This is a genomic window from Agrobacterium larrymoorei (genome assembly GCF_013322225.1).
GTDB lineage: Bacteria > Pseudomonadota > Alphaproteobacteria > Rhizobiales > Rhizobiaceae > Agrobacterium > Agrobacterium larrymoorei_A.
The window spans coordinates 172,339-196,870 of the sequence record NZ_JAAMFB010000003.1 but is presented as its reverse complement, the minus strand read 5'-3'; the positions used below and the strand labels follow the sequence as shown (position 1 = coordinate 196,870).

The following is a 24,532-nucleotide window of genomic DNA, read 5'->3' as shown; positions in this document are numbered from 1 at the left end:
AGCATGTTCACGTTACGGTGAATATCGATGATTTCAACATCGGGCGGCCGCAAGCCGCTCTACATGGAGGGAACAACCATGAACCAGATCATCTACATCGTCGGCCTCGTCGTCATCGTGCTGGCAATTCTGTCGTTCTTTGGATTTCGCTGATAAACTTTTAGGTTGCAATGGCCGCATGTTGCGAATAATCTCCCTGATCGGGAACCATGTCGATGGCCAGTCCGTTGACATGGGTTATCAGGGAGGTATTCGATGAAACAGACTGTATGGACAGAGCCTGTCGAAGTAAATGTCGACAGAAATACCAGCAATGTAGTCGCCGGGCCCTTCGATGCTTTGGTCCTTCTCACCGATAATTGGCCACATCAACGCGGTCTAAACTTTGTTCGGGCTAGAAGTGCCTGCCGCGCGGCGCTCGATGGCCGCAAAAGTGCGGAAGAGGCCAGACGGTGCTTCGAGGAGGCGGTATCCGAAGCCAGGCTCAACAGACCTCACTAATCTTCTAAATCACGACATAAAGAAACGGCCCCTTTCGGGGCCGCACCTTTGTTCGACTACATCCAGTATGGCGGGACGCCATAATAATCATAGACCTTCCGGTCATCTCGACCAAAATACGTGTCGTCCTCACGGTCGGTATAACGCGGAGCGTTTTCGAGCTGCTCCTTCGTCAGATCTACCCTGTAGCCGTCAAGCTCCTCGTCATAGCGAAGCTTTTCCCAAGGTAGGGGATAGTATTCGTCGCCGATACCCAAGAAGCCGCCGAAGCTGAGAACGGCGTAGGCAACGCGACCGCCAAGTTTTTCGAGGATGATGCGCTGGATCGAACCTATCTTTTTGCCATCCGCACCGTAGACATTCGTGCCTTCGACCTTATCGCTGGCAATGAAGCTAGGCGTATCTTTGACGTAGGGATCCTGTCCGGCCTGGGGTTCATGATGTACCATGATGCAACTCCTCTCTTTGTTTGGCGTCATGATTACCAAACCCATGGGTGGCAAAATCGTTCCTTGGAGCAATTCCAGCCAAGGTTCAGATACGACGTCAGAACGACAGGGGTCGGCGGAAAATTCAGGCTTTTGCACGCCCGACACGGGCCAGCAGAATGACAGGCAAAATACCAATAGCCACGATGGCCAGCGCAGCAATTGACGCCTCCTCGTAGGTCCCTCGGGCGGCTTCGCCGTACAGATGGGTGGCGAAGGTTTCGAAATTGAGCGGGCGCAGAAGTAGCGTTGCTGGCAGTTCCTTGACGCAGTCCACAAAGACCAGCAGACCGGCGGCAGCCATCGCCGCCTTGGACAGCGGTAGATGAACGTGGCGGAAGGTCGCGCCCGGTGTTCTGCCAAGGGTGCGGGACGCATGATCGAAAGAGGCGGGAATACGGCTCAAGCCCGCATCGATACCGCCTGCGGCGATCGTCAGGAAGCGGGACGTATAGGCCAGAACCAAAGCTGCGCCGCTGCCGATGAAGATGAGGCCCGTCGACACTCCGAACCAATGTCGCACCGACTGATCGATGAAACGATCCACGCTGCCGAGCGCAATCAGCATGCCGATGGCGATAACCGTGCCGGGCGCGGCGTAGCCGACAGTTGCCAGACGATAGGACCAAAGCGACCGCTTGCCCGGACAAAGCCTCACCGCATAGGCGACGATGAGGCCGCAACAGAGAGTGAGCAATGTGGCAAAGCCTGCAAACAGGATAGTGTTGACGGCTTCCGTCGCAAAACGCGAGGACAAGCCGCTAAACTGGTAGCGTTTCCACGCTTCGACCAGCAGGTATATTGCCGGTCCGATGAAGCCGATGAGGATGGGAAGGCTTCCGAGCAACAGTGCGAAAGACGCGCTCATGCCACGAAGACGCATTGGCTCCAGCACCTTTGCCTTCTGTGCCGAGATCGAATAGCGCTGTCTTCGACGCGCCCATCTTTCCAGCGCGACCAACGCCACGACGAGCAGCAGCATCCAGAGCGCAATCTGCGCCGCCCCCGGAAGATCGGATTTTGTGACCCATGTGGTGTAGATCGAAACCGTCAGCGTGCGCACGCCGAGGAATTCCGATGCGCCGATATCGTTCAGCGCCTCCATCAGCGCCAGGCTGACGCCGACAGCGATAGCTGGGCGGGCAAGCGGCACGGCGACCCGGAAAAACAGGGCTCTGCGAGATGTGCCAAGCATTCGCGCCGCTTCCAGCAGATTTCCAGCCTGCGTCAAAAACATCGCCCGCACGGGGATATAGACGTAGGGGTAAAGCACGAAGCCAAGCAGAAGAATACAGCCGGTCATGTTGCGGATATCGGGCAGACGGAATTCGCGCGGGCTGGAATAGCCGAGCACCCAACGCACCGCGCCCTGCACGGGACCAAGCGGATGCAGAATATCCAGATAGGCATAGGCGATGATATAGGTCGGCATGGCAAGCGGCAGCAGCAGCGCCCACTCCAGCACCCGCCTACCCGGAAAATCATGGGCGGAAACCAGCCATGCGGCCCCGGTCCCCAGTACACCGGCGAGAAGACCGACGCCCGCCAGCAGGATCAGCGTTTCTGGCAAGGCCGTCGCCAGAACGGTGTTTTTCAGGTGACCCCACAAACCTTCGGAGCCCTGCACCGCTTCGGTCAGGAGCGCGAAGACCGGCAGCAAGGCAAAACCCGCCACACCGAACGACGCGACCAGCCACAAGAATGACGAGGCGATGCGTGGTCTGGACTTCGATGGCGTGTGGCTGCTGATCTCGGAAACCATGCGGATGTTGTTTGGCCTTAAGCAGTGCGCGCGGCACACCGAATGCTTGAAACGGACAAGGCGCTCGTCGGAAACGAGCGCCCAATACAGACGAAAGGCCAAGTCTTTTCCTCATGTCATTCTTGGGCTTACCCGAGAATAACGGCAGAGCGAAACGCCTACCTCGTCCACAAGTTTGACGCATCAGCCCTGAAGACCGGCGCGTCAGGCTTGTCGTCTTAGTTGTCGAACCCGACCTTGTCGACCAGCTCGCTGGCTTCCTTGCGGTTAGAAACGATCTCCGTCAGCGGCTTGTTGTCGATCTTCAGCTCGCCGAAGGATGCAACGATTTCATTGAGTGCCGCACCTTGGCGAACCGGATATTCGAAGTTTGCCTCGGCGTAGATCTTCTGTGCTTCTTCCGAAACGAGGAATTCGAGCAGCTTGACTGCTTCCGCCTTGTTCGGCGCATTCTTGGCAACGGCTGCGCCGGAGACGTTGACCTGCGTGCCACCGTCCTTGAACGTCGGCAGAACAACCTTGATGGCCTCGCCCCACTTCACCTGGTCTTCGCCGCCCTTGCCGGAGCGCATCAGGCCGACATAATAGGAATTGGCGATGCCGATATCGCAAATGCCGCCAAGAATATCCTTGGCAACGTCACGGTCGCCGCCGCCAGCCCTGCGGGCCAGATTGTCCTTCACGCCCTTCAGCCATTCCTCGGTCTTTTCAGCGCCATAGTGCGCGACGTAATCGGCAAAAAGAGCGGTATTGTAAGGGTGTTGACCGCTACGGATGCAGACCTTGCCCTTCCACTTGGCGTCAGCCAGATCTTCGTAGTTGAAGGTGCTAAGATCCAGGTCCTTGGCAGCGTAAATCACGCGTGCGCGCATGGAGAGTGCGAACCAGTTGTTGTTTGCATCGCGCAGTTCGGCGGGGATGGCCTTCGTCAACACATCGGACGACACCGGCTGGGTAACGCCCTTGTCTACCAGATCCACCAGATTACCGGCATCCACAGTCATAAGCACGTCGGCAGGGGAGCTTGCGCCTTCGCTCAACACGCGCTCGGCCAGACCGTCCTTGAGGAACACGGTGTTGACCTTGGTGCCGCTTTCCTTGGTGAAGGCGTCCAGCAGCGGCTGGATCAGGGCCGGTTCGCGGGTCGTGTAGATGTTCAGCTCAGTTGCACCGGCTGCGCCTGCAGCCAGGATAAACGTGCCTGCGAGAAGTGCCATTCTGGTAGCGGTCAATGATGACATGTAAATCCCCTATGACTTAAATTGATATCGAGATGCATCCAGCATACATGACGAATGAAATCAAGTTTAAGCATCGGGAATTTTGCTGCAAACTCTCACTTTGAGTTGAATTCAGGCTACGAATTGTCAGAACTGGCTTCAGGATCAACTCTGGGTAAATACAAGGACGCCTTTGTTATCAACGCTGAGGAGTACATTATCTATGCCTGAAGGTGCCCGGCGCATGCTGCGCACCCGCACGTCCTCGGCAAGGCCCGGTACCGTGATCGTCAGCTGTTCGATCTCGCCCATGAAGGTGCGGCTGGAAACCTTGCCGTAAATGCCGGTAACATCGCCGCTGTCCATGCCGCTGGTCACGGCAATGGCGGCAGGGCGGATATAGGCAAGCGCGGTAGCACCTTCGCTTAACGTGCCATCATGCGGAAAATGACCGAGCGGCGTTTCCACATGCCCGTTGCGAACCGTGCCTTCGATCTTGTTGAAGGCGCAGAAAAAATCCGCCGCATAACGGCTGACCGGGTTGTCGTGAAGCTCATAGCCGGTACCGGTCTGCACGATGCGACCCTTCTGCATCAGCACCACGCGATCCCCGGCAGACAGCGCTTCTTCCGGATCGTGCGTGACCATGATGGCGGTGGTTTTGAGCGCGCGCAGCAGGCCAAGCGTCTCCTCGCGGACGCTATCACGCAGACCTCTGTCCAGATTGGAGAACGGCTCGTCCATCAAGAGAATCTCCGGCTTGGGTGCGAGCGCACGGGCAAGCGCTACACGCTGCTGCTCCCCGCCTGACAGCGTGTGCGGATACCGCTTCGCGAGCTCGGTCAGCCGTACATGCGTTATCATCTCAGCGACGCGTGATCTCGCCTTTTCCTTCGGCATGCCCTTGAGGCCGAACATCACATTCTGCTCGACCGTCAGATGCGGAAACAGGGCGTAATCCTGAAAGACGAAGCCGATGCGGCGCTTTTCCGGCTCCACGAAACCGGAAGGGCCGGCGATTTCCGCGCCGTTCATGCGAACGGAACCGGCATCGGGCATTTCTACACCCGCGATGATCCTCAAAAGCGTGGATTTACCGCAGCCGGAGCGCCCTACGAGGCAGATGATCTCTCCGCGTGCAACCACAAGATCGATATCGGCAAGCACGTTGACGCCCGCAAAGGCCTTGCCGATTTTCTCTAGTTGGAGGGCCGGGTTCTCTGCCATCAAAAAAATCCATCTCATGTCATAAGTTTGTTGATTGCCCAAATCAGGATTAAAGTCAAAAGCGAATTAAAAAGAGCGCGGCCGAAGAAAACCGATTTGGAAGAGGCTTAGTTGACGTTTACGTTAGAGTTAAATACGCTGAAGTGAGTAGATGATTTTGGAGGCTTCATCTACGCTTGCAACGTGAGACTGCGAATATCATAGGGGACGAGGAGCCTGCTGATATGACAGACGCAACACATGTCGCAGGAGCCACGCATGGGAGGATTTGAATGAGTGACCTGAACATGGATCGTCAAGGCGTGCATGTTGCACAAAAGCCCTGGCTCGCATCATACCCACAAGGGGTACCTGCCGAACTGCCCGATCCGGGCCACGCCTCCCTGGCCGAACTCGTTGAAAAAAGCTGTGCTCAGTATGCGGATCGCAAGGCGTTCTCCAGCATGGGCAAGTCGCTGACCTACCGTCAACTTGACGAACAGACGCGAAAGATCGGCGCATGGCTTCAACAACTTGGCCTGCAAAAGGGCGATCGTGTTGCCGTGATGATGCCGAACATTCTGCAAAACCCGGTCGCTACCTACGCCATTCTTCGCGCCGGTTTTGTCGTCGTCAACGTCAATCCACTTTATACCCCGCGCGAACTCGAGCACCAGCTTAAGGATTCAGGTGCGAAAGCCATCTTCGTGCTGGAAAATTTTGCGCATGTTGTTCAGCAGGCCGTTCCGAAGACCGATGTAAAGCACATCGTCGTCACTACGATGGGCGATCTTCTCGGCATCAAGGGACACGTCGTCAACTTCGTGGTGCGCAAGGTAAAGAAGATGGTGCCGGCCTACGCTCTGCCACAGGCCGTAAGCTTCAGGGACGCGCTGAAACAGGCTCATAGCCTTTCACTCAAACCTGTCTCGCTTACCCGCAGTGATATCGCTTTTTTGCAATATACCGGCGGCACCACCGGCATTTCCAAGGGCGCGGTCCTGACCCATGCCAATCTTTTGGCGAACAAATCCCAGATGTCTTTCTGGATCGACGCCGCCTTTGTAAACAGGCCCCGCCCTGAGGTGATAAACTTCGTGTGCGCCCTGCCGCTTTATCATATCTTCGCCCTGACGGTGAATTCGCTCATGGGTGTTGCCCTTGGCGGCCACAATCTGTTGATCGCCAACCCACGTGATATCCCGGGCTTCGTCAAGGAGCTTTCCGGCTACACGCCCCATGTCTTTCCGGCCATCAATACTCTGTTCAATGCGCTTTTGAACAATGAGGATTTTCGAAAACTCGACCTGACCTCTCTTATTCTGGTGATGGGCGGCGGCATGTCTGTTCAAAGACCCGTTGCGGAACGTTGGGCTGCCGTTACCCGCACCCAGATATGTGAGGGCTACGGGCTGTCCGAAACCTCGCCTGTCGCGACCGCCAACAGGCTGGATCTCACCGAGTTCACCGGCAATATCGGCATTCCTCTTCCATCGACCGAGATCGATATACGCGACGATGACGGCAACAGCTTAGCCCTCGGCGAGGTGGGTGAAATCTGCATCCGCGGCCCACAGGTCATGCCGGGTTACTGGCAGCGGCCGGATGAAACCGCCAAGGTGATGACATCGGACGGCTTTTTCCGCTCCGGTGACATGGGCTTCATGGACGAGAAGGGCTACACCAAGATCGTAGACCGCAAGAAGGACATGATCCTCGTTTCTGGTTTCAACGTCTATCCGAACGAAATCGAGGAGGTGGCTGCCGGCCATCCGGGTGTTCAGGAATGCGCGGCGGTTGGCGTAACGGACGAGCATTCCGGCGAAGCCGTCAAACTCTATGTGGTCAAGAAGGACCAGTCGCTGACGGTGGAAGAACTGAAAGCGTTCTGCGCCAAGAGCCTGACGAACTACAAACGGCCCAAGCATATCGAGTTCATTCAGGAAATGCCGAAGACCAATGTCGGCAAAATCCTGCGACGTGAACTTCGAAAGCTGGCTAACTGATTGGCAGCCTTGAAAAATCTAATCGATTTAAGAGAAGCTGCCTTGATTTAGCCCGATGAAAAAGAATAGTTTCCTCATCCTTTAACGGAGCATGAGGAGCTTTCCATGCAGGCCATCGTCGAGACCCTGAAATCAACCGCTGCCAAAACCAGTGCAACCGATATTCGCGCCGCCTTCACCAGCGACGACAAACGGTTCGAGCGGTTCAGCGCGCAGTTCGACGATCTGCTGATGGACTTTTCCAAATGCGCTGTGAACGACGACATTCTGACGCTTCTGGAAAAGCTTGCCTCTGAGGGCGGCGTGGCGGAAAAGCGCGACGAGATGTTCTCCGGCAAGGAAATCAATTTCACCGAAGGTCGCGCCGTGCTTCATACCGCGCTGCGCAACCGCTCCAACACGCCGGTTCTTGTGGACGGCAAGGACGTAATGCCTGATGTGAACGGCGTTCTTTCTGCCATGGGCAAGTTTGCCGATGCGATCCGCTCAGGCTCGCTGAAGAGTGCAACGGGCAAAAAGATCACCGATGTTATCAATATCGGCATTGGCGGATCGGACCTCGGTCCCGTCATGGCGACGCTGGCGCTGGCGCCCTTCCATGACGGTCCGCGCGCGCACTTCGTTTCCAACATCGATGGCGCCCATATTGCCGACACGCTGAAGCTGATCGATCCCGAAACTTCGCTCTTCATCGTCGCGTCCAAGACCTTCACCACCATCGAGACGATGACCAATGCGGCAACAGCGCGCAAGTTCATCGCCGACAAGCTAGGCGAAGAGGCGGTGAAGCACCACTTCTGCGCCGTGTCCACCGCACTCGACAAGGTGGCGGCCTTCGGCATCGAAAGCGACCGCATTTTTGGTTTCTGGGATTGGGTCGGCGGGCGCTATTCCATCTGGTCGGCCATCGGCCTGCCGCTGATGATCGCCATCGGCCCGGAGAATTTCGGCAAATTCCTGGATGGCGCACATGCCATGGACACGCACTTCCGCGAAGCGCCGTTCCGCCAGAACCTGCCGATGCTGCTTGGACTGATCGGCTTTTATCATCGCAACGTGCTGGATTATCCGACCCGCGCCATCCTGCCCTATGACCAGCGCCTTTCGCGCTTCCCGGCCTATCTCCAGCAACTGGATATGGAATCGAACGGCAAGGGCGTGACCATCGATGGCACGCCGGTCGAAGGCAATTCAGGCCCGGTTGTCTGGGGTGAGCCCGGCACCAATGGCCAACACGCCTTCTACCAACTCATCCATCAGGGCACGAGCATCATTCCGGCTGAATTCATGATCGCGGCAAACGGTTTCGAGCCTGACCTGCGCCACCAGCACCAGCTGCTGATCGCCAATTGCCTTGCACAATCCGAAGCCTTGATGAAGGGCCGCACGCTGGCGGAAGCGAAAGAACAGCTGACCTCGAAGGGCATGGACGACAAAAAGGCCGACTTCATCGCCCCCCACCGCGTCTTCACCGGCAACCGCCCCTCTATCACCTTCGTCTACGACAAGCTGACCCCCTTCGCACTCGGCCGCCTGATCGCGCTCTACGAACACCGCGTCTTCGTCGAAGGCGTCCTCTTCCGCATCAACTCCTTCGACCAATGGGGCGTGGAACTGGGCAAGGAACTGGCGACCGGCCTGCTGCCCGTGGTGGAAGGCAAGGAGAGTGCGGCAGGCCATGACAGCTCGACGCAGGGTCTGGTGAAGGCACTGGCGGGGTTGGCGGGATAACATCGACAACTTGTTGAGTTGCAGAACCCGCTACGCAAATAGCGGGTTCACTCCAATCAAGGGCAGTTGCTACCTCGATTATAATTGCATTTTCAATATTTAAAATAACACATTACGCTGCTTCGTCTACGAAGACACGGTTACACCACTCAGTGTCAGCGCTATACTGGATATGATGTTTGTTGATTTGTTGTCTCAGTAGTCGAGGTCGTCGTCCATAGTCAAATCCTCTAAGTCTAGTTCTTCTAATTCGTCCATATCGAGCACGAAGTCGTCGAAAAAATCGTCCCTAAATTGTCTCATCCTATTATTCTCGCCTCTTAAATTGCGAAGCGTAGTCGACATTGAAGCGAAGCCCTTTTCAATTGCAAAGAATCTCACCTTCTTCATCTGCAAGAAACGAAAATACTGATCTTGCTCGATAAACGTCGCACTCTGGCTTGGATTTATGCCTAGGCCGATGCTCTCATAGGCGTACAGCCACATCGACCCCCGCAAACCTAGTTGGTTGAGGGATCTGTTCCAAACCGTATGGTTGACAGCGCCTGATAATAACCCCCGAGACTGTGCATAGGACACTAGAAGAGCGATCATCGGGTTTTCAATTTCGAAGAGAGGTTCAACTGACGAAATTGAAAGTGTAACTTGTAGACGAATACTCAGGAACAGAAGCCAAATAATTTCACCAGTACGATTTGCCTGAGCCAAAACTGGGATTCTATGCTCTATAAACTCCCTGGTACTTTCGAGATCGACATCACCTTTTTCGATTTGCCTCAAAATGAATATTTCGACCAAGAACGAAACTAAACTCGTGTTTCGACGATATCCGTTGACCAAATGGCTTTGAATTCGACGCCAATCGCTTGATCGGACAAGTGCTGAGCGAGCATTCTGCAACGCAAATTTCTCAATATTCAACTCCGGATGCGCGTCACACATACGCCCTATCTCGTAGAAGAAACGCTGCATTTCTGTGTAGTCAGGATTGCCTTTAGGAATAGAGGCTCTGACTGACTGCTTCCACCCAACTGGCTGCCTAGACGAGGTGGAAAATACCGCGGACTTGTCGTTATTTAGCTCTAACTCAAAATATGATGCAGCTTGTCTCAAAGCAGCAATAAGAGCATCCCCGGACTCACCATTAGGCGCGCTCAACGTATAATCATCGATGTAGCGCGAGGCATCTTGAGATGAGATTGCTATCTTTTCTCGAAGTGCTTGATCCACCGCCGAAGCAATAACTTCAGCGATTAACCTTGATGTATCTGGACCTACCGGCAGACCTATAGTTTGACCATCTTGGCAGTTCCGAAATAGCAAGTCGATCAGATTGCCATAATGCTGATAACCACGGTTAGTTTTTGCCCAATTCTTACCGTAAATAGCCCATGGAATCGCGTGAGTATATATTGAATGAAAAAACGCCCGAATATCCGCAGATACATACTCCTCACGACGAGACGACAGATCGATACGAAAATCGTCTCGAAGGTCTACGCTTGAGCGCATTAGTGCCCTCGCACCAGTCCAATCAAATATCGGTGGAGATGCAGAAATTCCTGACCTCCTCGCCTTGCGGCGAAGATCAACGTAATTCTCAGCAATTGTTCTCGCTAATAGAAGATATGATATCGGATTCGGAACGCCGTGCCGCCGATCATCCTTCTTATGCCTAGGAAAGTAAAACCAGCTAGGTTCCGTGATGTACTTGTAAAATGCGGGTTTACTTTGGACAGTGGGAAGAGCGTCAATACCACCCAAAATAAATTTTCTAAATTTGGCGAGATCTTCCGATACAAAACACGGAGGTAACTCAGGAGCAAAATATCCGTGTGATACCAGCCGCCGCAGGCGGTCGGACTTCGTTTTTGCAGTCAATTTGCGGACCTAACCGATTCATTTTAAACTACCCTTGATTGTATATCGAATTCACGTATCTCACAACCCAATCTCACTCGCCCAAGGCGGGTTTGCCCCTGCCCGTGACACCGTCACTGCCGCAGCTTTTGCACCCAGCGCCAGCGCCTTGGCAATCTGGTCTTCGGTGAGCGAAGCAACCAGAGGCTTGGTGAGGAGGCCCTGGAGTTTGAGCGAGGCCAGAATGCCTGCGTCGAAAGTGTCGCCTGCGCCGACGGTGTCGACGACCTCGACCTTTTCGCTCGGAACTTCGACGCGAAGCTGCCGGGTATAGCCGACCGCACCTTTCGAGCCGCGGGTGACGACGACGAGTTTGGCGCCGTGGTGGAGCCAGTGGCGGGCGAGTGTGTCTTCATCGCCTTCGAGGCCGAACCATGTCAGGTCTTCATCCGAGAATTTGACGATATCCGACTTGGCCGCCATGCGGTTGATCCGGTCGAGGTGGTTCTGCTTGTCCTTGATGAAGCCCGGGCGGATGTTGGGGTCGAGCGAGATGACGCGTTTTTCGTGTTCGCGCATCAGTAGCGCTTCATAGGTGCTGCCGCATGGCTCCGGGATGAGGCTGATTGCGCCGAAATGCATGGCTTCACAATCGCCACCGAGGTTCGGCAGGTCGGTTTCAGCAAGCATGCGGCCTGCGGTGCCTTCGTCGTAAAAGGCATAGGTCGCGTGGCCATCGACCAGCTTCACGAAGGCGATGGTGGATGGACGGTTGGAGAAGGCGCAGAGGCTGTAGTCCACATTGCTGGCTTTGAGCGTATCCTTCAGGATTTCGCCCATCATGTCATCGGCAATGCCGGAGAAGAAAGCCGAGGGAACGCCGAGGCGACCCAGGGCTATCGCCGTGTTGAAGACCGCTCCGCCCGCATAGGGCGCGAAAGCTGCCTCGCCCTTCGTGCTTTCGCGGGGCAGCATGTCGATAAGGGCTTCACCACAACACAGGATCATCCGGTTCTCCTCCAGAATTTAATCGATTAGAATGCTTAGCGGCAGATCGCTCTGCCGGTCAAGCGGGTCAGAATCAGACCTTACCCAAAATTACGATTGCGGCAATTCGCTGACACCGCCGCGTGCGGCAGACCAGGGCAGCGGGTTGTCCAGAAATGCTTCCACTTCCGACAAGGTCTTGTCATCGAACAGCTTTTCGCTACGCGCTGCTTCCAGCACATTGCGCCATGTGCTGAGGTAATGCAGCTTCACATTGCCGTTGGCAAAACGTGCTTCGGCCTCCTGAAAGATGCCGTAATAGAAGAGCGCGATGCCGTGATCGACGATGCCGCCTGCGGCACGGATGGCATCGACGAAGGTGAACATGGAGCCGCCTGCCGTCGTCAGATCCTCAATGACCAGCACGCGCGCACCTTCCGGCATATGACCTTCGATCTGCGCATTGCGGCCATGGCCCTTCGGCTTCTTGCGGCAATAGATCATCGGCAGGCCGAGACGTTCGGCGAGGAAGGCGGCGAAGGGAATGCCCGCCGTTTCACCACCTGCAACGCAATCGAACTTTTCAAAGCCCGCATCCGCGACGATCTTGGCGGCGGCGAAGTCCATCACTGCCGAGCGGATGCGTGGATAGGAGATGAGCTTGCGCATGTCGATATAAACGGGGCTTTTCATGCCGGACGCGAAGGTATAGGGCGTTTCCGAATTGAAGTGGACAGCCTTGATCTCCCACAACATCTTCGCGACAAGCTCTGCCACGACAGTGCGATCGGTGAATGTGAACTGGGACATCGGCATCTTCCTCTTTTGATCATCTACAGAACGGGCCGGGCGAACCGGTTTGAAATCTACTACCAAAAGCTCACCACACTCTCGGCGTCATCCTCGCCCTTGAGGCGAGGATCCATTGACCTCGACGGGCGGTGATGGATCCTCGGGTCAAGCCCGAGGATGACGTCGTGGTTTTGGCGGCACTTTCATCAGCAACCTGGCGGTGGCGACTTGAGCCACCGAGCAATCAGGCAACGTCCCAATGCAGCGGGAACATCGGGTCGAAGACCGTAACCGGGCCAGCGCCCGTTTCGATCTTTTCCGGGAATGCCACCAACTCGTCACGCTTGATGAGCGTGATCGTGTCTTCGTTGGGCGCAAGGCCATACCAGGCAGGGCCGTTCAGCGAGGCGAAGGCCTCAAGCTTGTCCATCGCATCATCCTGTTCGAAGACATGGGCAAGGCAACTCATGGTGTTGATGGAGGTGTAGATGCCCGCGCAACCGCAGGCGCATTCCTTGAGCGGGTCCACATGCGGGGCGGAATCTGTGCCGAGGAAGAAGCGGGCGTCGCCCGATGTTGCGGCGGCGCGGAGCGCCAGGCGATGCTCTTCGCGCTTGGCGACCGGCAGGCAGTAATAGTGCGGCTTGATACCGCCGACCAGAATAGCGTTGCGGTTGATGATGAGGTGGTGCGTGGTGATGGTGCCTGCGAGATTGGCCTTGGAAGACTTGATGTAGTCCACGCCGTCCTTCGTCGTCACATGCTCCATCGTCACCTTCAGTTCCGGCAAACGTGCGCGCAGTGGCTCCAGAACCGTATCGATGAAGACCTTTTCGCGGTCGAAGATATCGACTTCCGGCGTGGTAACTTCGCCGTGGACGCAGAGCGGCAGGCCGATCTTCGCCATGCGTTCCAGCACCGGCATGGCCTTGTCCATATCCCGCACGCCACCGTGGGAATTGGTGGTGGCGCCTGCGGGGTAGAGCTTCACGGCGGTGATGAGGCCGCTTGCCTTGCCCTCTTCCACATCATCGGCACTGGTATGCTCGGTGAGATAGAGCGTCATCAGCGGCTCGAAGCGATCACCGGCCGGGATGGCCTTGACGATGCGGTCCTTATAGGCGCGGGCATCTGCCGTGGTGACGACCGGCGGCACGAGGTTGGGCATGATGATGGCGCGCGCGAAGTGGCGGCTCGTATCACCAATCACGCCTTCCAACATCGCGCCATCGCGCAGGTGCAGGTGCCAGTCATCTGGGCGGCGAAGGGTGATCGTCTTCATCGTGGGCCTCGGATTTTTTGGAGTTCGGCCCGCTTAGCACCTTTCCGACAAAGAAAACAGCGCCCGGCGCTACTTTTTCGCATCCCCGATGGAGCCCGCCTGCGGACCCCAGACATCGGTCATCGCGAAACCATCAGCCAGCGGATCGAACGGATCGAGCGCGATCTGGTGCAGGCCGAAGGTGAAGCCGCGCCCCGCAATGGTGGGGATGACGGCTGGCTTGCCTGCGACTTCCGTCACAGCCGAAAGACCGACCTCGAATTCCGTGCCGATGATGGAGCGCGACTTGTAGGTGTCGCCGACCTTCACCTTGCCGCGTGCGTGCAGCGTGGCCAGATTGGCGGAATTGCCGGTGCCGCAGGGAGAGCGATCCGCCCTGCCCGGCCACATGGTGGTGCAGGTGCGGATGGTGCCATCTTCCTCCGTATCGCGGAACATGACATAGGCAACGCCTGAGATGGCCGGGATTTCCGGATGAACCACGGGGATATCGCGGTTGACGATATCCTTCAGCACCATGCCTGCCGCCACAAGCTTTGCGGCATTGGCCTTGTCGATGGTAAGCCCGATCTGACCCACATCCACCAGCGCATAGAAAATGCCGCCATAGGAAATATCCATGCGGATGCGGCCCCAATCGGGCGTGTCGATCTCGACATCCAGCTCATGCACGAAGGACGGGACCATGGTGAGTTTCACCTTTTCGCAGCGCCCGTCTCGGCAGGTTGCGGTAGCTTTCACCAGCCCTGCCGCCGTTTCCAGCATCACGATGGTTTCCGGCTCCTTCATCTCCACCATGCCGCTTTCCAGAAGGGCGGTGGTGGCGCAGATGGAGTTGGAACCGGAGCTGGCATGGGCCTGATCCGGCTGGAGAATGACGAAGGCGGCATCCGCATCCGGGTGCTTAGGCGGCAAAAGCAGGTTGACGGAACCGATGGGCGTGCCGCGTGGCTCCAGCGTCAGGAAGCGGCGAAGCTCCTCGCCTTTCGGATCGGTGTTTAGCCAATGCAACTGTTCTGCAACGGTAGCGCCCGGTATCTTCGGAACGCCACCGGTCGCAACGCGACCGATTTCGCCTTCGCAATGGACGTCGAGAAGCTGAAGGGTGCGTTTCCAGCGCATGGGACACTACTCCGAAATGAGATTTTCCCTGTCTTAGACCAGAAAATACTGTTTGTATATTATGCGGTCAGCGATCACGGCACTCGGAGTTGCCCCGATTTACGGAAAGAGAGCAATCGTCCCTTCGGCCGCCCGTGGCATCGGCGGCCTGTGGATCGACGACGCTGGATGCCGTGTCTCCGACAGAGCCCACGGTGTTCTCCACCGAGCGACCCAAACGCTCCACCTGACGCCCGTAATTCTCCCGCGTACGCGGATCAAAAACGGCAATCGGTGCGCTGATGGCAACGCTTGCCGCAGTGCCGACGGTCTGCGCCGCACCGATACCGACAGCACCGATAGCCTCACCAAGACCGACATCGGAATCCGTCACAGTCTGGCCCGCGATAAGCCGGTCACCGATCAGGCGCACAACTTCCGGGCTTTCGGCGAATTTGCCGTGATTAAGGTTGTCGCCGGATTGCAGCTTGGTGAGATCGAGAACAGTGATCCCAGCCTTTTCCAACTCGCTGCGATAGGGCTCGGCAGAAGGGTCGATCTGACCCAGGCGGTCTACATTGCCGGAAATGCGGCGCGAAAGGCTGAGCGCACGATCATCCTGCGAAACGAACAGTGTAAATTTGGGCCTATCCTTGCCAAGGCTTACATATTGCCGTCCGAACACGTCGACATCGAGATCGGGCGCCGCCAGAATGACGTTGTTGATCTTCGGCAGAACGCGCCCGTTACGGATGGCCATCTGACGAAGCGCTTCGACAGCCAGCCACGTGCCCATGGAGTGCGCCATGACGGTCACATCGCTGACGGAACTGTCCTTGGCGACACGGGTCAGCATTTCTTCCAGCGCGTCGCGGGAATAGTTGGTGCTTTCCTTGTCGTAGTTGTAATCGAAGATGCTGGCGCGAGACGGCCATGTGAAAACCACCGGCACGACATTGGCGCGGGAATCGTGAACGATCTGCGCAAAGCGATAGACCGATTCCTCGTAGCGATTGTTGAAGCCGTGGACGAAGACCAGCACGCGCTTGTCCTTCGGGCTGTGGCGCTTGATCCATCCACGCGTATCAACCTCGTTGGTGATAGGCTCCACCGAAACGGTCGAGAAGTCCTTGAGCGGATTAGGTGGCAGCTTCTTCGGCCACTGAACCTGCCCCACCGTGCGGTTCGCATCCGGCGGAATGGAGACGGTGACCGCATCGACCTTCAGCCCCGTACCGCGTTCCCCACCGAAAAGAATGGCCCGATCATCGGATGGCGCCCGCGTCGTGGCAACCAGCAGGCTGATCGGCGTCGTGCCCTGCACGACCTGCCCCGTTGGGGTCATGACACCGATCGGACGCCCGCCGCAACTGGCAAGGAAGGCAAGCAAGGTGACAAGCGCGACAAGCCTTGCGGCCATTCCGATACTCCAGGAACAGGGCGAAGGCTCTTGCGTCGCTCGGACGAACAAACCTTAGCAATCAATTCTTCCGGTTATTACAGAATGGTTCTGCGCAGACCAGCCACCATGCGACTATCCGTGAGTGCTTTTCCAGATCGGTGTGTCGAGAATGCCTCTGCGCGCGATAGAAATCCGAAATCGACGCATAATACTCGCGCCGCGCATCGCGCTCGAATGAGACACCTAACTTGCTAATTTTATTCAGAAAGAAATGGCGCACCCGAAGAGATTCGAACTCCTGACCCCCAGATTCGTAGTCTGGTGCTCTATCCAGCTGAGCTACGGGTGCGTGCCGCAGAAGCTGTTCTGCTGGCGTGGCGATCCTCTAAAACGTCCTCATTCCGAATGCAAGCGATTTCGCTGAAAAATTGTCATTTTGCTGCAATGAAATTTGTAAGCCATTGATTTAAATATAAAAATTAGAACGATGATTTTACGCGCCGATGACAGCGAAAAGCGTGGACGGAATTCTGTGCGGAAGTGCCGTCGCAAAATCGGCCGTCACAAATTAGATGTCGGCTGCACCGGACTGGGTCGACGGACGGTCGGTGATCTCGATGCGGAATTGCGTGCCACGATCCGACTTCTCGACCAGCGCAATGGTTCCCTTGTGGGACAGCACCAGTTCGCGTGCGATAACCAGGCCAAGGCCGGTGCCACCGGAACGGGCGGAACCGCGGAAGGCGGAGAAGAGGTTTTCGCGTGCCTTTTGCGGCATGCCGGGACCGTTATCGTCTATGACGATGCTGACCACGTCACCGCTTCGCTGTGCAGCAATCGTCAGTCGCTTTACCGGATAATCCTCCGGGCTTGCCTGCTGTAAAGCCTGCACCGCGTTTCGACAGAGATTGTAGAGGACGCGGAACATCTGTTCGCCATCTGCGTCCACCCTGAGATCGGCCGGTACGCTATCCACAAATTCGACACTGCCATCGGGGTCGATCGCAAGGATGTCTTTCACGTCCTGAACCAGCTCGTCGAGCAGTATCATGCGCCGCTTTGGTGCGCCTTCCGTTGCCTGCCCGTAAGCAAGGACTTCGCTGGTATAGCCAACGGCGCGGTCGATGGTTCGGAGCAGCTTGGGCGCAAAACTGCGCACCATGGGATCTTCCACATCCACCAGCCGGTCCGACATCAATTGCGCCGAAGACAGGATGTTACGCATGTCGTGGTTGATCTTGGACACGGCAAGGCCCAGATCGGCAAGGTTCTTCTGCTGGCGCAGTGTCTTCTGTAGCTGGGCCTGCATGTCCGCCAGATGGCGGCCTGCAACGGCCAGTTCGTCGCTACCGTCTTCCGGCCTGAATACGCGCGCAGGATCGTCCGGCTGTTCGGAAAAGGTCTGCATGCCTACCGTCAGCCGACGGATGGGCCGGATGAGGATGCGATTGATCGACACGAAAATCAGGCTGGCGGTGATCAGCGACAGGGCAATCGAAATCATCAGCACGTTGCCTGCATAGGCGATCATCGCGGCTTTGAGCTTGCGCTCGCCGATGACGATTTCGATGATCATATCACTATCGCCAATGACATCGAAGACGCGGATGACACGGTCACCGCCGGACAGCATCACGGAAAAGGCATCGCGGACGGCGCTGAGCTGCGAGACGTCGGAGAGGTCATATTGCTCATCGACGGAGGGCGGCACTTCGGTTGCGGCAAGGAGGGTCGAAGTGCCATCTTTCTTCAGCGCGATGAGCTTGGCCCCCGTGGCCAGCAAGGTATCGTTCTGGACGGTTCTGGGCAGTTCGGTTTGCAGCCCGTCGATCACGACACCGGCGGCAGCGGCTGTATTCAGGCGGTCGCGCAGCCATGACAGGCGCATATTGGCGACAGAGGGGACGAAAATCAGCACTTCGGCGATCATCACGAAGATCACCGTCAGTAACAGCAGGCGGCCCGACAGCCCCTTCGTCAGGCTCGGCACCTCGCTTTGCGGGTCCGCATGCTGACGGTCGGTCACATTTTTGACTGTCGAGAACACCGGGCCTTTTCCTATCGATGCTTGGGCCTCTGGTTTCATATCGGTGGGACCAGCGAATTCCAAGCCATAATAAGGTTTTGAACCCTGTTTTTCAAAGGGATGCAGGAAAATCGGCAGAATTGATGCGCTGAAACGGAAAACGCCGCCCTCGAAGGCGGCGTTTGTATACGCGATTGAGGCGTGTTCTCAGAACTCTTCCCAGTCATCCTTGTTTTGTGCGACGGCCGCATTTCCGTTAAAGGCGCGGGCGACGTTACCCATCATCTTGCGGGCGGGGGAAGCGACGGGAGCCGACCTTGGCGATGCCGCGGCAGGACGCGAGGGTGCCGCATAAGCCACCGCCGTTGCCGTTTCGCTACCGACGCGGAAGCGGGACACAAGCGACAGAAGGTTTGTCGCCTCGCCGCTGAGCTTGTGGGTCGCAGCGGAGGTTTCCTCCACCATGGCCGCGTTACGCTGCGTGACCTGATCCATCTGGTTGATGGCGGTGTTCACCTCGGTAAGACCGGTGGACTGCTCTTTGGCCGCTGTTGCAATCGAATGGATGTGATCATTGATGCGCAGCACGCGCGTTTCGATTTCATCCAGAGCCACACCCGTCTGCTGCACCAGCGTCACACCGTTGCCGACTTCGGTGCCGGATTTGGTGATCAGCGCCTTGATATCCTTGGCGGCATTCGCGGAACGCTGTGCCAGTTCACGCACTTCCTGCGCCACGACGGCAAAGCCCTTGCCCGCCTCACCGGCACGCGCAGCCTCGACGCCGGCGTTCAGCGCCAGAAGGTTGGTCTGGAAGGCAATCTCATCGATAACATTGATGATCTGGCTGATTTCACGCGATGCCTGTTCGATGCGGCCCATGGCCGATACGGCGTCGCGAACGACCCGTGCGGATTCCGCCGTTTTCTCCTTGGCTTCGGACACCATTGTGCTGGCTTCCTGGGCGCGTTCCGTGGAATTCTTCACCACGGCGGTAATTTCATCGAGAGCTGCCGAGGTCTGTTCAAGGGCCGCAGCCTGCTGCTCGGTACGCTTGGAGAGATCGTCCGCGGCAGAGCGTAGCTCGTTGGCATTGCCATTGATGCTTTCCGTGCTTCCACGCACTTCAGACATCGTATCCTTCAGCTTGGACAGGGTTTCGTTGACGTTGGCCTGCAACTCGGCAAAGACGCCCTGATATCTGCCGTTCATGGATTGCGTCAGATCGCCGTGGGCGAGGCTCCCCATGACGCGGCCGGTTTCGGACACGCCGCTGTCCACGCTGACCAGCAGTTCGTTGATGTTCTGTGCAAAACGGTTGAGGTTGTCGTCTCCGTAATCCTTGGTGATCCGGCGGCTGAAATCGCCCGCAGCGGCGGCACTCACGACCTCGGCCATGCCAGCCTGAAGGTCATCGCTCTTGGCGCGCATTGCCGTTTCCTGCGCGTTCATCCGGCGGACTTCAAGACCATTGCGCTTGAAGACCTCGACGGCAGCAGCCATTTCGCCGATCTCGTCCTTGCGGTCGAGGTACGGCACGTCCGCCTCAAGATTACCCTCGGCCACTGCGTTCATGACGCGGGAGACATTGAGGATGGGCGCGCTCAACTGTTTCGAGCCCATGTAGAGGCCGGTGACCGCACCAAGGATCACCCCGCCAGCTGTTACAAAAAGCACGACAAGGAAGATCGTTTGGCCGAAATCCTCGATACCCACCTTGATCGCGGAAAGCTCTGCCAGATCAGCCTTCACCATTGCGTCGATCTCAGCCTGGTAAGCCTTGCGGTTTTCGCGGTTTGCCTCGTTGTTTCCCTGTGCATTGGCATCACCGGGGCTGACGTCGCGGCCGAGCCGCGCCGTTTCCATCCGGAATGTGCGGAATTCCGCAAAACGTTTCTCAAGATTGCTGAACAGCGCCGCTTGCGAGGCCGGAACATGTGGTTTCCATTCCACCAGCAGGGCAGCCATGTCGTTCAGGTTTTTCAGAATACCATCCGCAAACTTCGCCGCCCCTGCCGTATCTGTCGAGGCATAGATGCCACGCGATTCCATGACGACGGCCGTGGCGAGCCGGTTGAGCGTTTCCCCCCGTCTGGCCCGGTCCGCGACGGCGTCCAGCGCGAGCGTTTGTTGGTGATAGGTGTTCACCGCATAAATTGATAATCCGCCGATCGTGCATGCCACCAGACTGAGCAAACCGACGAGAAGATTGATTTTGCCTCGAATTTTCACTGCGTATTCCCCTCAAAAACGCCTTATCTCGCAAAAAGCGAGAAACGAAATCGATGTGATCGTTCGTCGCTATAACAAATACAAAAATCCTCTTAAGAAAGAATTTCCGATTTTAGTCATCAATAAAAATATCTTCTTGCCCAGAGGTAGTTTGAACTTGATTAATAGCAAATTATACCACTCTGGCGCGCAGTTCAGATGTAGCCTGCTGTGAAAATGGTTCGGCAATTGACTTTGCAGCCCTTAAGCCCTTATAAGCCCGCACGTCTGGGCATCTTGCCGCTTGCGCGGCTGGCCGGGACATAATCGAAACGCTCCTGCCCCTTTGAGGGCGGATCCAAGAAGGGCCGCACCCCGCGGTATTAAATAAATGTCGAAGCGTACTTTTCAGCCGTCCAAGCTTGTTCGCAAGCGTCGTCACGGCTTCCGTGCCCGCATGGCTACTGCTGGTGGCCGCAAGGTTCTGGCTGCTCGCCGCGCACGCGGTCGTGCACGTCTGTCGGCCTAATCAGGCTATTGCCCGATGAAAGTCGCGGCACATGACAGATAAGAAGAAAATGCCCGGTCGGTTGAAAAACCGGCCGGAATTCCTTGCCGTGCAGGCGGGGGAGAAAAGACGCGGCAGCACTTTTCTTCTGGAGGTGCTGGACCGGCAGGCTCCCGAAACCGAACCAAGGGTCGGTTTTACCGTCACCAAGCGCCAGGGAAATGCGGTCGAGCGCAATCGTATGCGCCGCCGTTTAAGGGAGGCCGTAAGGCTTTCCGCCGGGTTTGCAATGAAACCCGGACATGACTATGTGATTGTCGCCCGAAGGGACGCCTTGAACACCGAATTCGCCGTACTGGAAAACTTGCTCATAGAGCGGATCGAGGGACGCGCGAAATCCGGACGCTCCCGGGAGACCCGCTCCAGGAAAGAATGATGGAAAAAAACCGCAATTACTTCATCGCGATCGGCCTTTCGGTTGTCATCGTCCTTGCCTGGCAATTTCTCTACATGAATCCTCGGATAGAGCAGCAGCGCCGCGCCGAAGAAGCACGTCAGGCGCAGCAGGCCACGCAACAGACACAAACCTCCTCACCTTCGACCGGCACGGGAGCAGCGGCTCCGAGCGGCGCACTTCCGGGTGCAACAGGCCAGCAGGCCGCCAGCGCGTCGCGTGAGGAAGCACTCGCGAAATCCGAACGCGTCGAAATCGACACCAATGCGGTTGCTGGTTCGATCAACCTGACGGGTGCGCGTCTCGATGACATTCGCCTCAAGGAATACCACGAGACCGTGGACGACTCGAGCCCGATCATCACGCTCCTTTCGCCCTCCCAGTCGCGCGACGGCTATTTCACCGAGCTCGGCTATATCGGCAGCGAGACCGTCGGCACCGTTCCGGGCCCGACCACCGTCTGGACCGCTCAGAGCGGCGCGAAACTGACCGAATCCACGCCGGTCACGCTCTCTTTTACCAACGACAAGGGCGTCGTCTTCAACCGTACGATTGCAATCGACGATCATTACATGATCACGGTCACCGATAAGATCGAGAACCCCGGCCAGGAGCCGATCTCTCTGTCGAGCTACGGTCGCATCACCCGCAACAACAAGCCGACGACTCCTGCCGTCTTCGTTATTCACGAAGGCTTCCTGGGCGTTTCCGGCACGGATGGCGGTCTTTCGGAAGAGACCTACAAGAAGGCCGAGGAAGCACCGATGAAGTTGCCGAAGGCAACCGGCGGCTGGCTCGGCATCACCGACAAATACTGGGCAGCGGCCATCGTCCCGCCGCAGGCTGTTCCTGTCGAAACCACCTTCTCGCACTTTACCGATGGCCAGCCTCGTTACCAGGCCGACTATCGCGGCGACGCCGTGACCGTTGCGCCCGGCCAATCCATCGAACTGAAGAACCTCGTCTTCGCCGGTGCCAAGGAAGTGCCGCTGGTGGACCGCTACGAGACGCAGTATGCCATTCCGAAGTTCGACCTTCTGATCGACTGGGGCTGGTTCTACTTCATCACCAAGCCGATGTTCAAACTGATGGACTTCTTCTTCCGTCACGTTGGCAACTTCGGCGTCGCGATCCTTCTCACCACCATCGTCGTCAAGCTTCTATTCTTCCCGCTGGCCAGCAAGCAATATGCCTCCATGGCCAACATGAAGCGCGTGCAGCCGAAGATGGAAGAGCTGAAGGCAAAGCATGGCGATGACCGCATGGCTATGCAGCAGGCGATGATGGCGCTCTATAAGGAAGAGAAGATCAACCCGGTTGCCGGCTGCTGGCCGATGCTGCTGCAGATCCCCGTCTTCTTTGCGCTCTACAAGGTCATCTATGTCACCATCGAAATGCGCCACGCGCCGTTCTTTGGCTGGATTCATGACCTGTCTGCGCCGGACCCGACCTCGCTCTTCAACCTGTTCGGTCTTCTGCCTTACGACGTTCCGCACTTCCTGATGATCGGCGTCTGGCCAATCATTATGGGCATCACCATGTTCCTGCAGATGCGCATGAACCCGACGCCGCCAGATCCGACCCAGGCGATGATCTTCACCTGGATGCCGCTGATCTTCACCTTCATGCTGGCTTCGTTCCCTGCCGGTCTCGTTATCTACTGGGCTTGGAACAACACGCTGTCCATCTCGCAGCAGGCCGTCATCATGAAGCGCCATGGCGCCAAGATCGAACTGTTCGACAACCTGAAAGGGCTGTTCAAGCGAAAGCCGGTGCAATCCAAATGACGGCGGACAAGCCCGCACAGGACAAGCCGCTCTTCGGAAGGCCGTGGATTTTCATCCGCGGCGTTCCCGCCATGAAGTTCCTGCCACCTGAAGGCCCGGCGGAAATCGCTTTCGCTGGACGATCAAACGTCGGCAAGTCGTCGCTCATCAATGCGCTGGTCGGCCACAAAGGACTGGCGCGCACATCCAATACGCCTGGACGCACACAGGAACTGAACTATTTCGTTCCGGATGGCTATTCTGGTGCGGGTGATGATCTTCCGCCGATGGCATTGGTTGATATGCCGGGCTACGGCTACGCTCAGGCCCCCAAGGATAAGGTGGACGACTGGACGAAGCTGGTTTTCGACTATCTGCGCGGTCGAGCGACCCTGAAGCGCGTTTACGTGCTGATCGATTCTCGCCACGGCATCAAGCAGAACGACGAGGACGTGTTGAAGCTTCTCGACAAAGCGGCTGTGTCCTACCAGATCGTTCTAACCAAGACCGACAAGATCAAGGAACCAGCGGTTCCGCGCCTCGTGAGCGAAACGCTGGAAAAAATACGCAAGCGCCCCGCCGCCTACCCGGAAGTCCTGGCAACATCTTCGGAGAAATCTGCTGGTCTGGACGAATTGCGCGCCGAGGTTTGCAGGACCGTCGGCTACGCTCAGACCTGAGGTTGAGAGTGCCTTCGCATTTTCTCGAAATGCGAAGGTGCTCCAACTTATCGTTTTAGCGCATCGTTCCGACGCAAAACACTGCACACGTTTGCGAGACATGCGTTAGGCGATGGTGAAAAGAAGCACCATCGCCCACAAGATCGCGGCAAGTGTCGTCAGCCGCCAGAAGCGCGCCGAATTCCATAATGATGAAATGATAGAGAAACGTCCGTAAATGCTGCGGTGAAGCCTGTCATCCGGTCTGCGCAAGGCGTGATCCATCGATGCATCCATATAGGACGCAAAAGTGCGGCGGTCACGGCTTTCTGTTTCTCCGAGATTTTCCTGCCAACGGCGCACCATGGCCGCAAACTGGCGATCTCTTTTCACGCGCTTGGCAAGTTCAACGCGCACATCGTCCGGCAGCGCGCCGAGCACATATTCGCCCGCAAGCACCTCATCCTTCAAGCCGCTCTTTTTCTCCCGATCCGGCAAGGTCATTCGTTATCGAACTCCTACATCCATCGCGCCACCGTTCGCGTAACGGCTTTCCAGTGCAACCCTCAC

At 56.9% G+C, this 24,532-nt stretch carries 21 protein-coding genes and 1 tRNA gene; 8 read left to right on the top strand and 14 right to left on the bottom strand.

Translation table 11 applies throughout. The features are described from left to right. The first annotated feature begins 27 nt into the window (after positions 1-27). Positions 28-153 carry a hypothetical protein gene (locus G6L28_RS23025; RefSeq protein WP_272955831.1) on the top strand — a complete coding sequence of 42 codons (126 nt, stop codon included), beginning with the start codon at positions 28-30 and terminating at the stop codon, positions 151-153. A gap of 102 nt (positions 154-255) precedes the next feature. Beyond that, on the top strand, positions 256-501 hold the full coding sequence (locus G6L28_RS01370; RefSeq protein WP_174061978.1) for a DUF982 domain-containing protein: 246 nt from the start codon (positions 256-258) through the stop codon (positions 499-501). 56 nt (positions 502-557) lie between these two features. Here G6L28_RS01370 and G6L28_RS01365 read toward each other — a convergent pair whose 3' ends face one another. The 4 genes from G6L28_RS01365 to G6L28_RS01350 all read right to left on the bottom strand — a co-directional run bounded on the left by G6L28_RS01365 (position 558) and on the right by G6L28_RS01350 (position 5,198). Then, positions 558-950, bottom strand: a complete 393-nt coding sequence (locus G6L28_RS01365; protein WP_174061977.1) for a PRC-barrel domain-containing protein — start codon at positions 948-950, stop codon at positions 558-560. A 124-nt stretch (positions 951-1,074) separates the two neighbouring features. Next, positions 1,075-2,751 (bottom strand): ABC transporter permease, encoded by a 1,677-nt coding sequence (locus tag G6L28_RS01360; protein ID WP_174062033.1) that lies wholly within the window; start codon positions 2,749-2,751, stop codon positions 1,075-1,077. Between the two features lie 218 nt (positions 2,752-2,969). Then, on the bottom strand, positions 2,970-3,992 hold the full coding sequence (locus tag G6L28_RS01355) for a Fe(3+) ABC transporter substrate-binding protein (protein WP_174061976.1): 1,023 nt from the start codon (positions 3,990-3,992) through the stop codon (positions 2,970-2,972). A 144-nt stretch (positions 3,993-4,136) separates the two neighbouring features. Next, a complete protein-coding gene (locus G6L28_RS01350; RefSeq protein ID WP_174061975.1) occupies positions 4,137-5,198 on the bottom strand; it encodes an ABC transporter ATP-binding protein in 1,062 nt (353 codons plus the stop codon). A gap of 272 nt (positions 5,199-5,470) precedes the next feature. Here G6L28_RS01350 and G6L28_RS01345 point away from each other — a divergent pair, with 272 nt between their 5' ends. Both G6L28_RS01345 and pgi read left to right on the top strand, forming a co-directional pair. Further along, complete coding sequence (locus G6L28_RS01345; RefSeq protein WP_174061974.1) at positions 5,471-7,183, top strand: long-chain fatty acid--CoA ligase; 1,713 nt, start codon at positions 5,471-5,473, stop codon at positions 7,181-7,183. A 105-nt stretch (positions 7,184-7,288) separates the two neighbouring features. Then, positions 7,289-8,914: a glucose-6-phosphate isomerase gene (gene pgi / locus G6L28_RS01340; RefSeq protein WP_174061973.1), complete on the top strand. Its 1,626-nt coding sequence runs from the start codon at positions 7,289-7,291 to the stop codon at positions 8,912-8,914. A 195-nt stretch (positions 8,915-9,109) separates the two neighbouring features. Here pgi and G6L28_RS01335 read toward each other — a convergent pair whose 3' ends face one another. From G6L28_RS01335 to G6L28_RS01295, 9 genes are all read right to left on the bottom strand, one after another. After that, complete coding sequence (locus G6L28_RS01335; protein WP_174061972.1) at positions 9,110-10,795, bottom strand: RNA-directed DNA polymerase; 1,686 nt, start codon at positions 10,793-10,795, stop codon at positions 9,110-9,112. Positions 10,796-10,855: 60 nt separating this feature from the next. Further along, positions 10,856-11,782: a carbohydrate kinase family protein gene (locus G6L28_RS01330; RefSeq protein WP_174061971.1), complete on the bottom strand. Its 927-nt coding sequence runs from the start codon at positions 11,780-11,782 to the stop codon at positions 10,856-10,858. A gap of 90 nt (positions 11,783-11,872) precedes the next feature. After that, on the bottom strand, positions 11,873-12,571 hold the full coding sequence (locus G6L28_RS01325) for an orotate phosphoribosyltransferase (RefSeq protein ID WP_174061970.1): 699 nt from the start codon (positions 12,569-12,571) through the stop codon (positions 11,873-11,875). Positions 12,572-12,797: 226 nt separating this feature from the next. Then, a complete protein-coding gene (gene pyrC / locus G6L28_RS01320; RefSeq protein WP_174061969.1) occupies positions 12,798-13,835 on the bottom strand; it encodes a dihydroorotase in 1,038 nt (345 codons plus the stop codon). Between the two features lie 69 nt (positions 13,836-13,904). After that, positions 13,905-14,957, bottom strand: coding sequence for a 4-hydroxyproline epimerase (locus G6L28_RS01315; protein ID WP_174061968.1), 1,053 nt, complete (start codon positions 14,955-14,957; stop codon positions 13,905-13,907). A 67-nt stretch (positions 14,958-15,024) separates the two neighbouring features. Further along, positions 15,025-16,356 carry an alpha/beta hydrolase gene (locus tag G6L28_RS01310; RefSeq protein ID WP_174061967.1) on the bottom strand — a complete coding sequence of 444 codons (1,332 nt, stop codon included), beginning with the start codon at positions 16,354-16,356 and terminating at the stop codon, positions 15,025-15,027. A gap of 254 nt (positions 16,357-16,610) precedes the next feature. Further along, positions 16,611-16,687 (bottom strand) — tRNA-Arg (locus G6L28_RS01305). Between the two features lie 219 nt (positions 16,688-16,906). Then, positions 16,907-18,268 carry a sensor histidine kinase gene (locus G6L28_RS01300; protein ID WP_234902429.1) on the bottom strand — a complete coding sequence of 454 codons (1,362 nt, stop codon included), beginning with the start codon at positions 18,266-18,268 and terminating at the stop codon, positions 16,907-16,909. 303 nt (positions 18,269-18,571) lie between these two features. Further along, positions 18,572-20,596 (bottom strand): methyl-accepting chemotaxis protein, encoded by a 2,025-nt coding sequence (locus G6L28_RS01295; protein WP_174061965.1) that lies wholly within the window; start codon positions 20,594-20,596, stop codon positions 18,572-18,574. A gap of 370 nt (positions 20,597-20,966) precedes the next feature. Here G6L28_RS01295 and rpmH point away from each other — a divergent pair, with 370 nt between their 5' ends. Genes rpmH through yihA form a run of 4 tightly spaced genes read left to right on the top strand, consistent with a single transcriptional unit; the run spans position 20,967 to position 23,983 of the window. Next, positions 20,967-21,104: a 50S ribosomal protein L34 gene (gene rpmH / locus G6L28_RS01290; protein ID WP_010972613.1), complete on the top strand. Its 138-nt coding sequence runs from the start codon at positions 20,967-20,969 to the stop codon at positions 21,102-21,104. A 31-nt stretch (positions 21,105-21,135) separates the two neighbouring features. Then, on the top strand, positions 21,136-21,519 hold the full coding sequence (gene rnpA, locus G6L28_RS01285) for a ribonuclease P protein component (protein WP_174061964.1): 384 nt from the start codon (positions 21,136-21,138) through the stop codon (positions 21,517-21,519). Then, on the top strand, positions 21,519-23,324 hold the full coding sequence (yidC, locus tag G6L28_RS01280) for a membrane protein insertase YidC (RefSeq protein WP_174061963.1): 1,806 nt from the start codon (positions 21,519-21,521) through the stop codon (positions 23,322-23,324). Before rnpA ends, yidC begins: the two co-directional genes overlap by 1 nt. Next, positions 23,321-23,983, top strand: coding sequence for a ribosome biogenesis GTP-binding protein YihA/YsxC (yihA, locus tag G6L28_RS01275; RefSeq protein WP_174061962.1), 663 nt, complete (start codon positions 23,321-23,323; stop codon positions 23,981-23,983). Before yidC ends, yihA begins: the two co-directional genes overlap by 4 nt. A 105-nt stretch (positions 23,984-24,088) precedes the next feature. On the opposite strand, the gene G6L28_RS01270 is transcribed toward yihA, so the two are convergent. Beyond that, positions 24,089-24,466, bottom strand: a complete 378-nt coding sequence (locus G6L28_RS01270; RefSeq protein WP_174061961.1) for a hypothetical protein — start codon at positions 24,464-24,466, stop codon at positions 24,089-24,091. Between the last annotated feature and the right edge of the window lie 66 nt (positions 24,467-24,532).

Bases quoted from the DNA above. Each gene is read 5' to 3' on its own strand.
- G6L28_RS23025 (WP_272955831.1), top strand. From the start codon at position 28: ATGATTTCAACATCGGGCGGCCGCAAGCCGCTCTACATGGAGGGAACA.
- G6L28_RS01370 (WP_174061978.1), top strand. From the start codon at position 256: ATGAAACAGACTGTATGGACAGAGCCTGTCGAAGTAAATGTCGACAGA.
- G6L28_RS01365 (WP_174061977.1), bottom strand. From the start codon at position 950: ATGGTACATCATGAACCCCAGGCCGGACAGGATCCCTACGTCAAAGAT.
- G6L28_RS01360 (WP_174062033.1), bottom strand. From the start codon at position 2,751: ATGGTTTCCGAGATCAGCAGCCACACGCCATCGAAGTCCAGACCACGC.
- G6L28_RS01355 (WP_174061976.1), bottom strand. From the start codon at position 3,992: ATGTCATCATTGACCGCTACCAGAATGGCACTTCTCGCAGGCACGTTT.
- G6L28_RS01350 (WP_174061975.1), bottom strand. From the start codon at position 5,198: ATGGCAGAGAACCCGGCCCTCCAACTAGAGAAAATCGGCAAGGCCTTT.
- G6L28_RS01345 (WP_174061974.1), top strand. From the start codon at position 5,471: ATGAGTGACCTGAACATGGATCGTCAAGGCGTGCATGTTGCACAAAAG.
- pgi (WP_174061973.1), top strand. From the start codon at position 7,289: ATGCAGGCCATCGTCGAGACCCTGAAATCAACCGCTGCCAAAACCAGT.
- G6L28_RS01330 (WP_174061971.1), bottom strand. From the start codon at position 11,782: ATGATCCTGTGTTGTGGTGAAGCCCTTATCGACATGCTGCCCCGCGAA.
- G6L28_RS01325 (WP_174061970.1), bottom strand. From the start codon at position 12,571: ATGTCCCAGTTCACATTCACCGATCGCACTGTCGTGGCAGAGCTTGTC.
- pyrC (WP_174061969.1), bottom strand. From the start codon at position 13,835: ATGAAGACGATCACCCTTCGCCGCCCAGATGACTGGCACCTGCACCTG.
- G6L28_RS01315 (WP_174061968.1), bottom strand. From the start codon at position 14,957: ATGCGCTGGAAACGCACCCTTCAGCTTCTCGACGTCCATTGCGAAGGC.
- G6L28_RS01310 (WP_174061967.1), bottom strand. From the start codon at position 16,356: ATGGCCGCAAGGCTTGTCGCGCTTGTCACCTTGCTTGCCTTCCTTGCC.
- G6L28_RS01300 (WP_234902429.1), bottom strand. From the start codon at position 18,268: ATGATCGCCGAAGTGCTGATTTTCGTCCCCTCTGTCGCCAATATGCGC.
- rpmH (WP_010972613.1), top strand. From the start codon at position 20,967: ATGTCGAAGCGTACTTTTCAGCCGTCCAAGCTTGTTCGCAAGCGTCGT.
- rnpA (WP_174061964.1), top strand. From the start codon at position 21,136: ATGACAGATAAGAAGAAAATGCCCGGTCGGTTGAAAAACCGGCCGGAA.
- yidC (WP_174061963.1), top strand. From the start codon at position 21,519: ATGGAAAAAAACCGCAATTACTTCATCGCGATCGGCCTTTCGGTTGTC.
- yihA (WP_174061962.1), top strand. From the start codon at position 23,321: ATGACGGCGGACAAGCCCGCACAGGACAAGCCGCTCTTCGGAAGGCCG.
- G6L28_RS01270 (WP_174061961.1), bottom strand. From the start codon at position 24,466: ATGACCTTGCCGGATCGGGAGAAAAAGAGCGGCTTGAAGGATGAGGTG.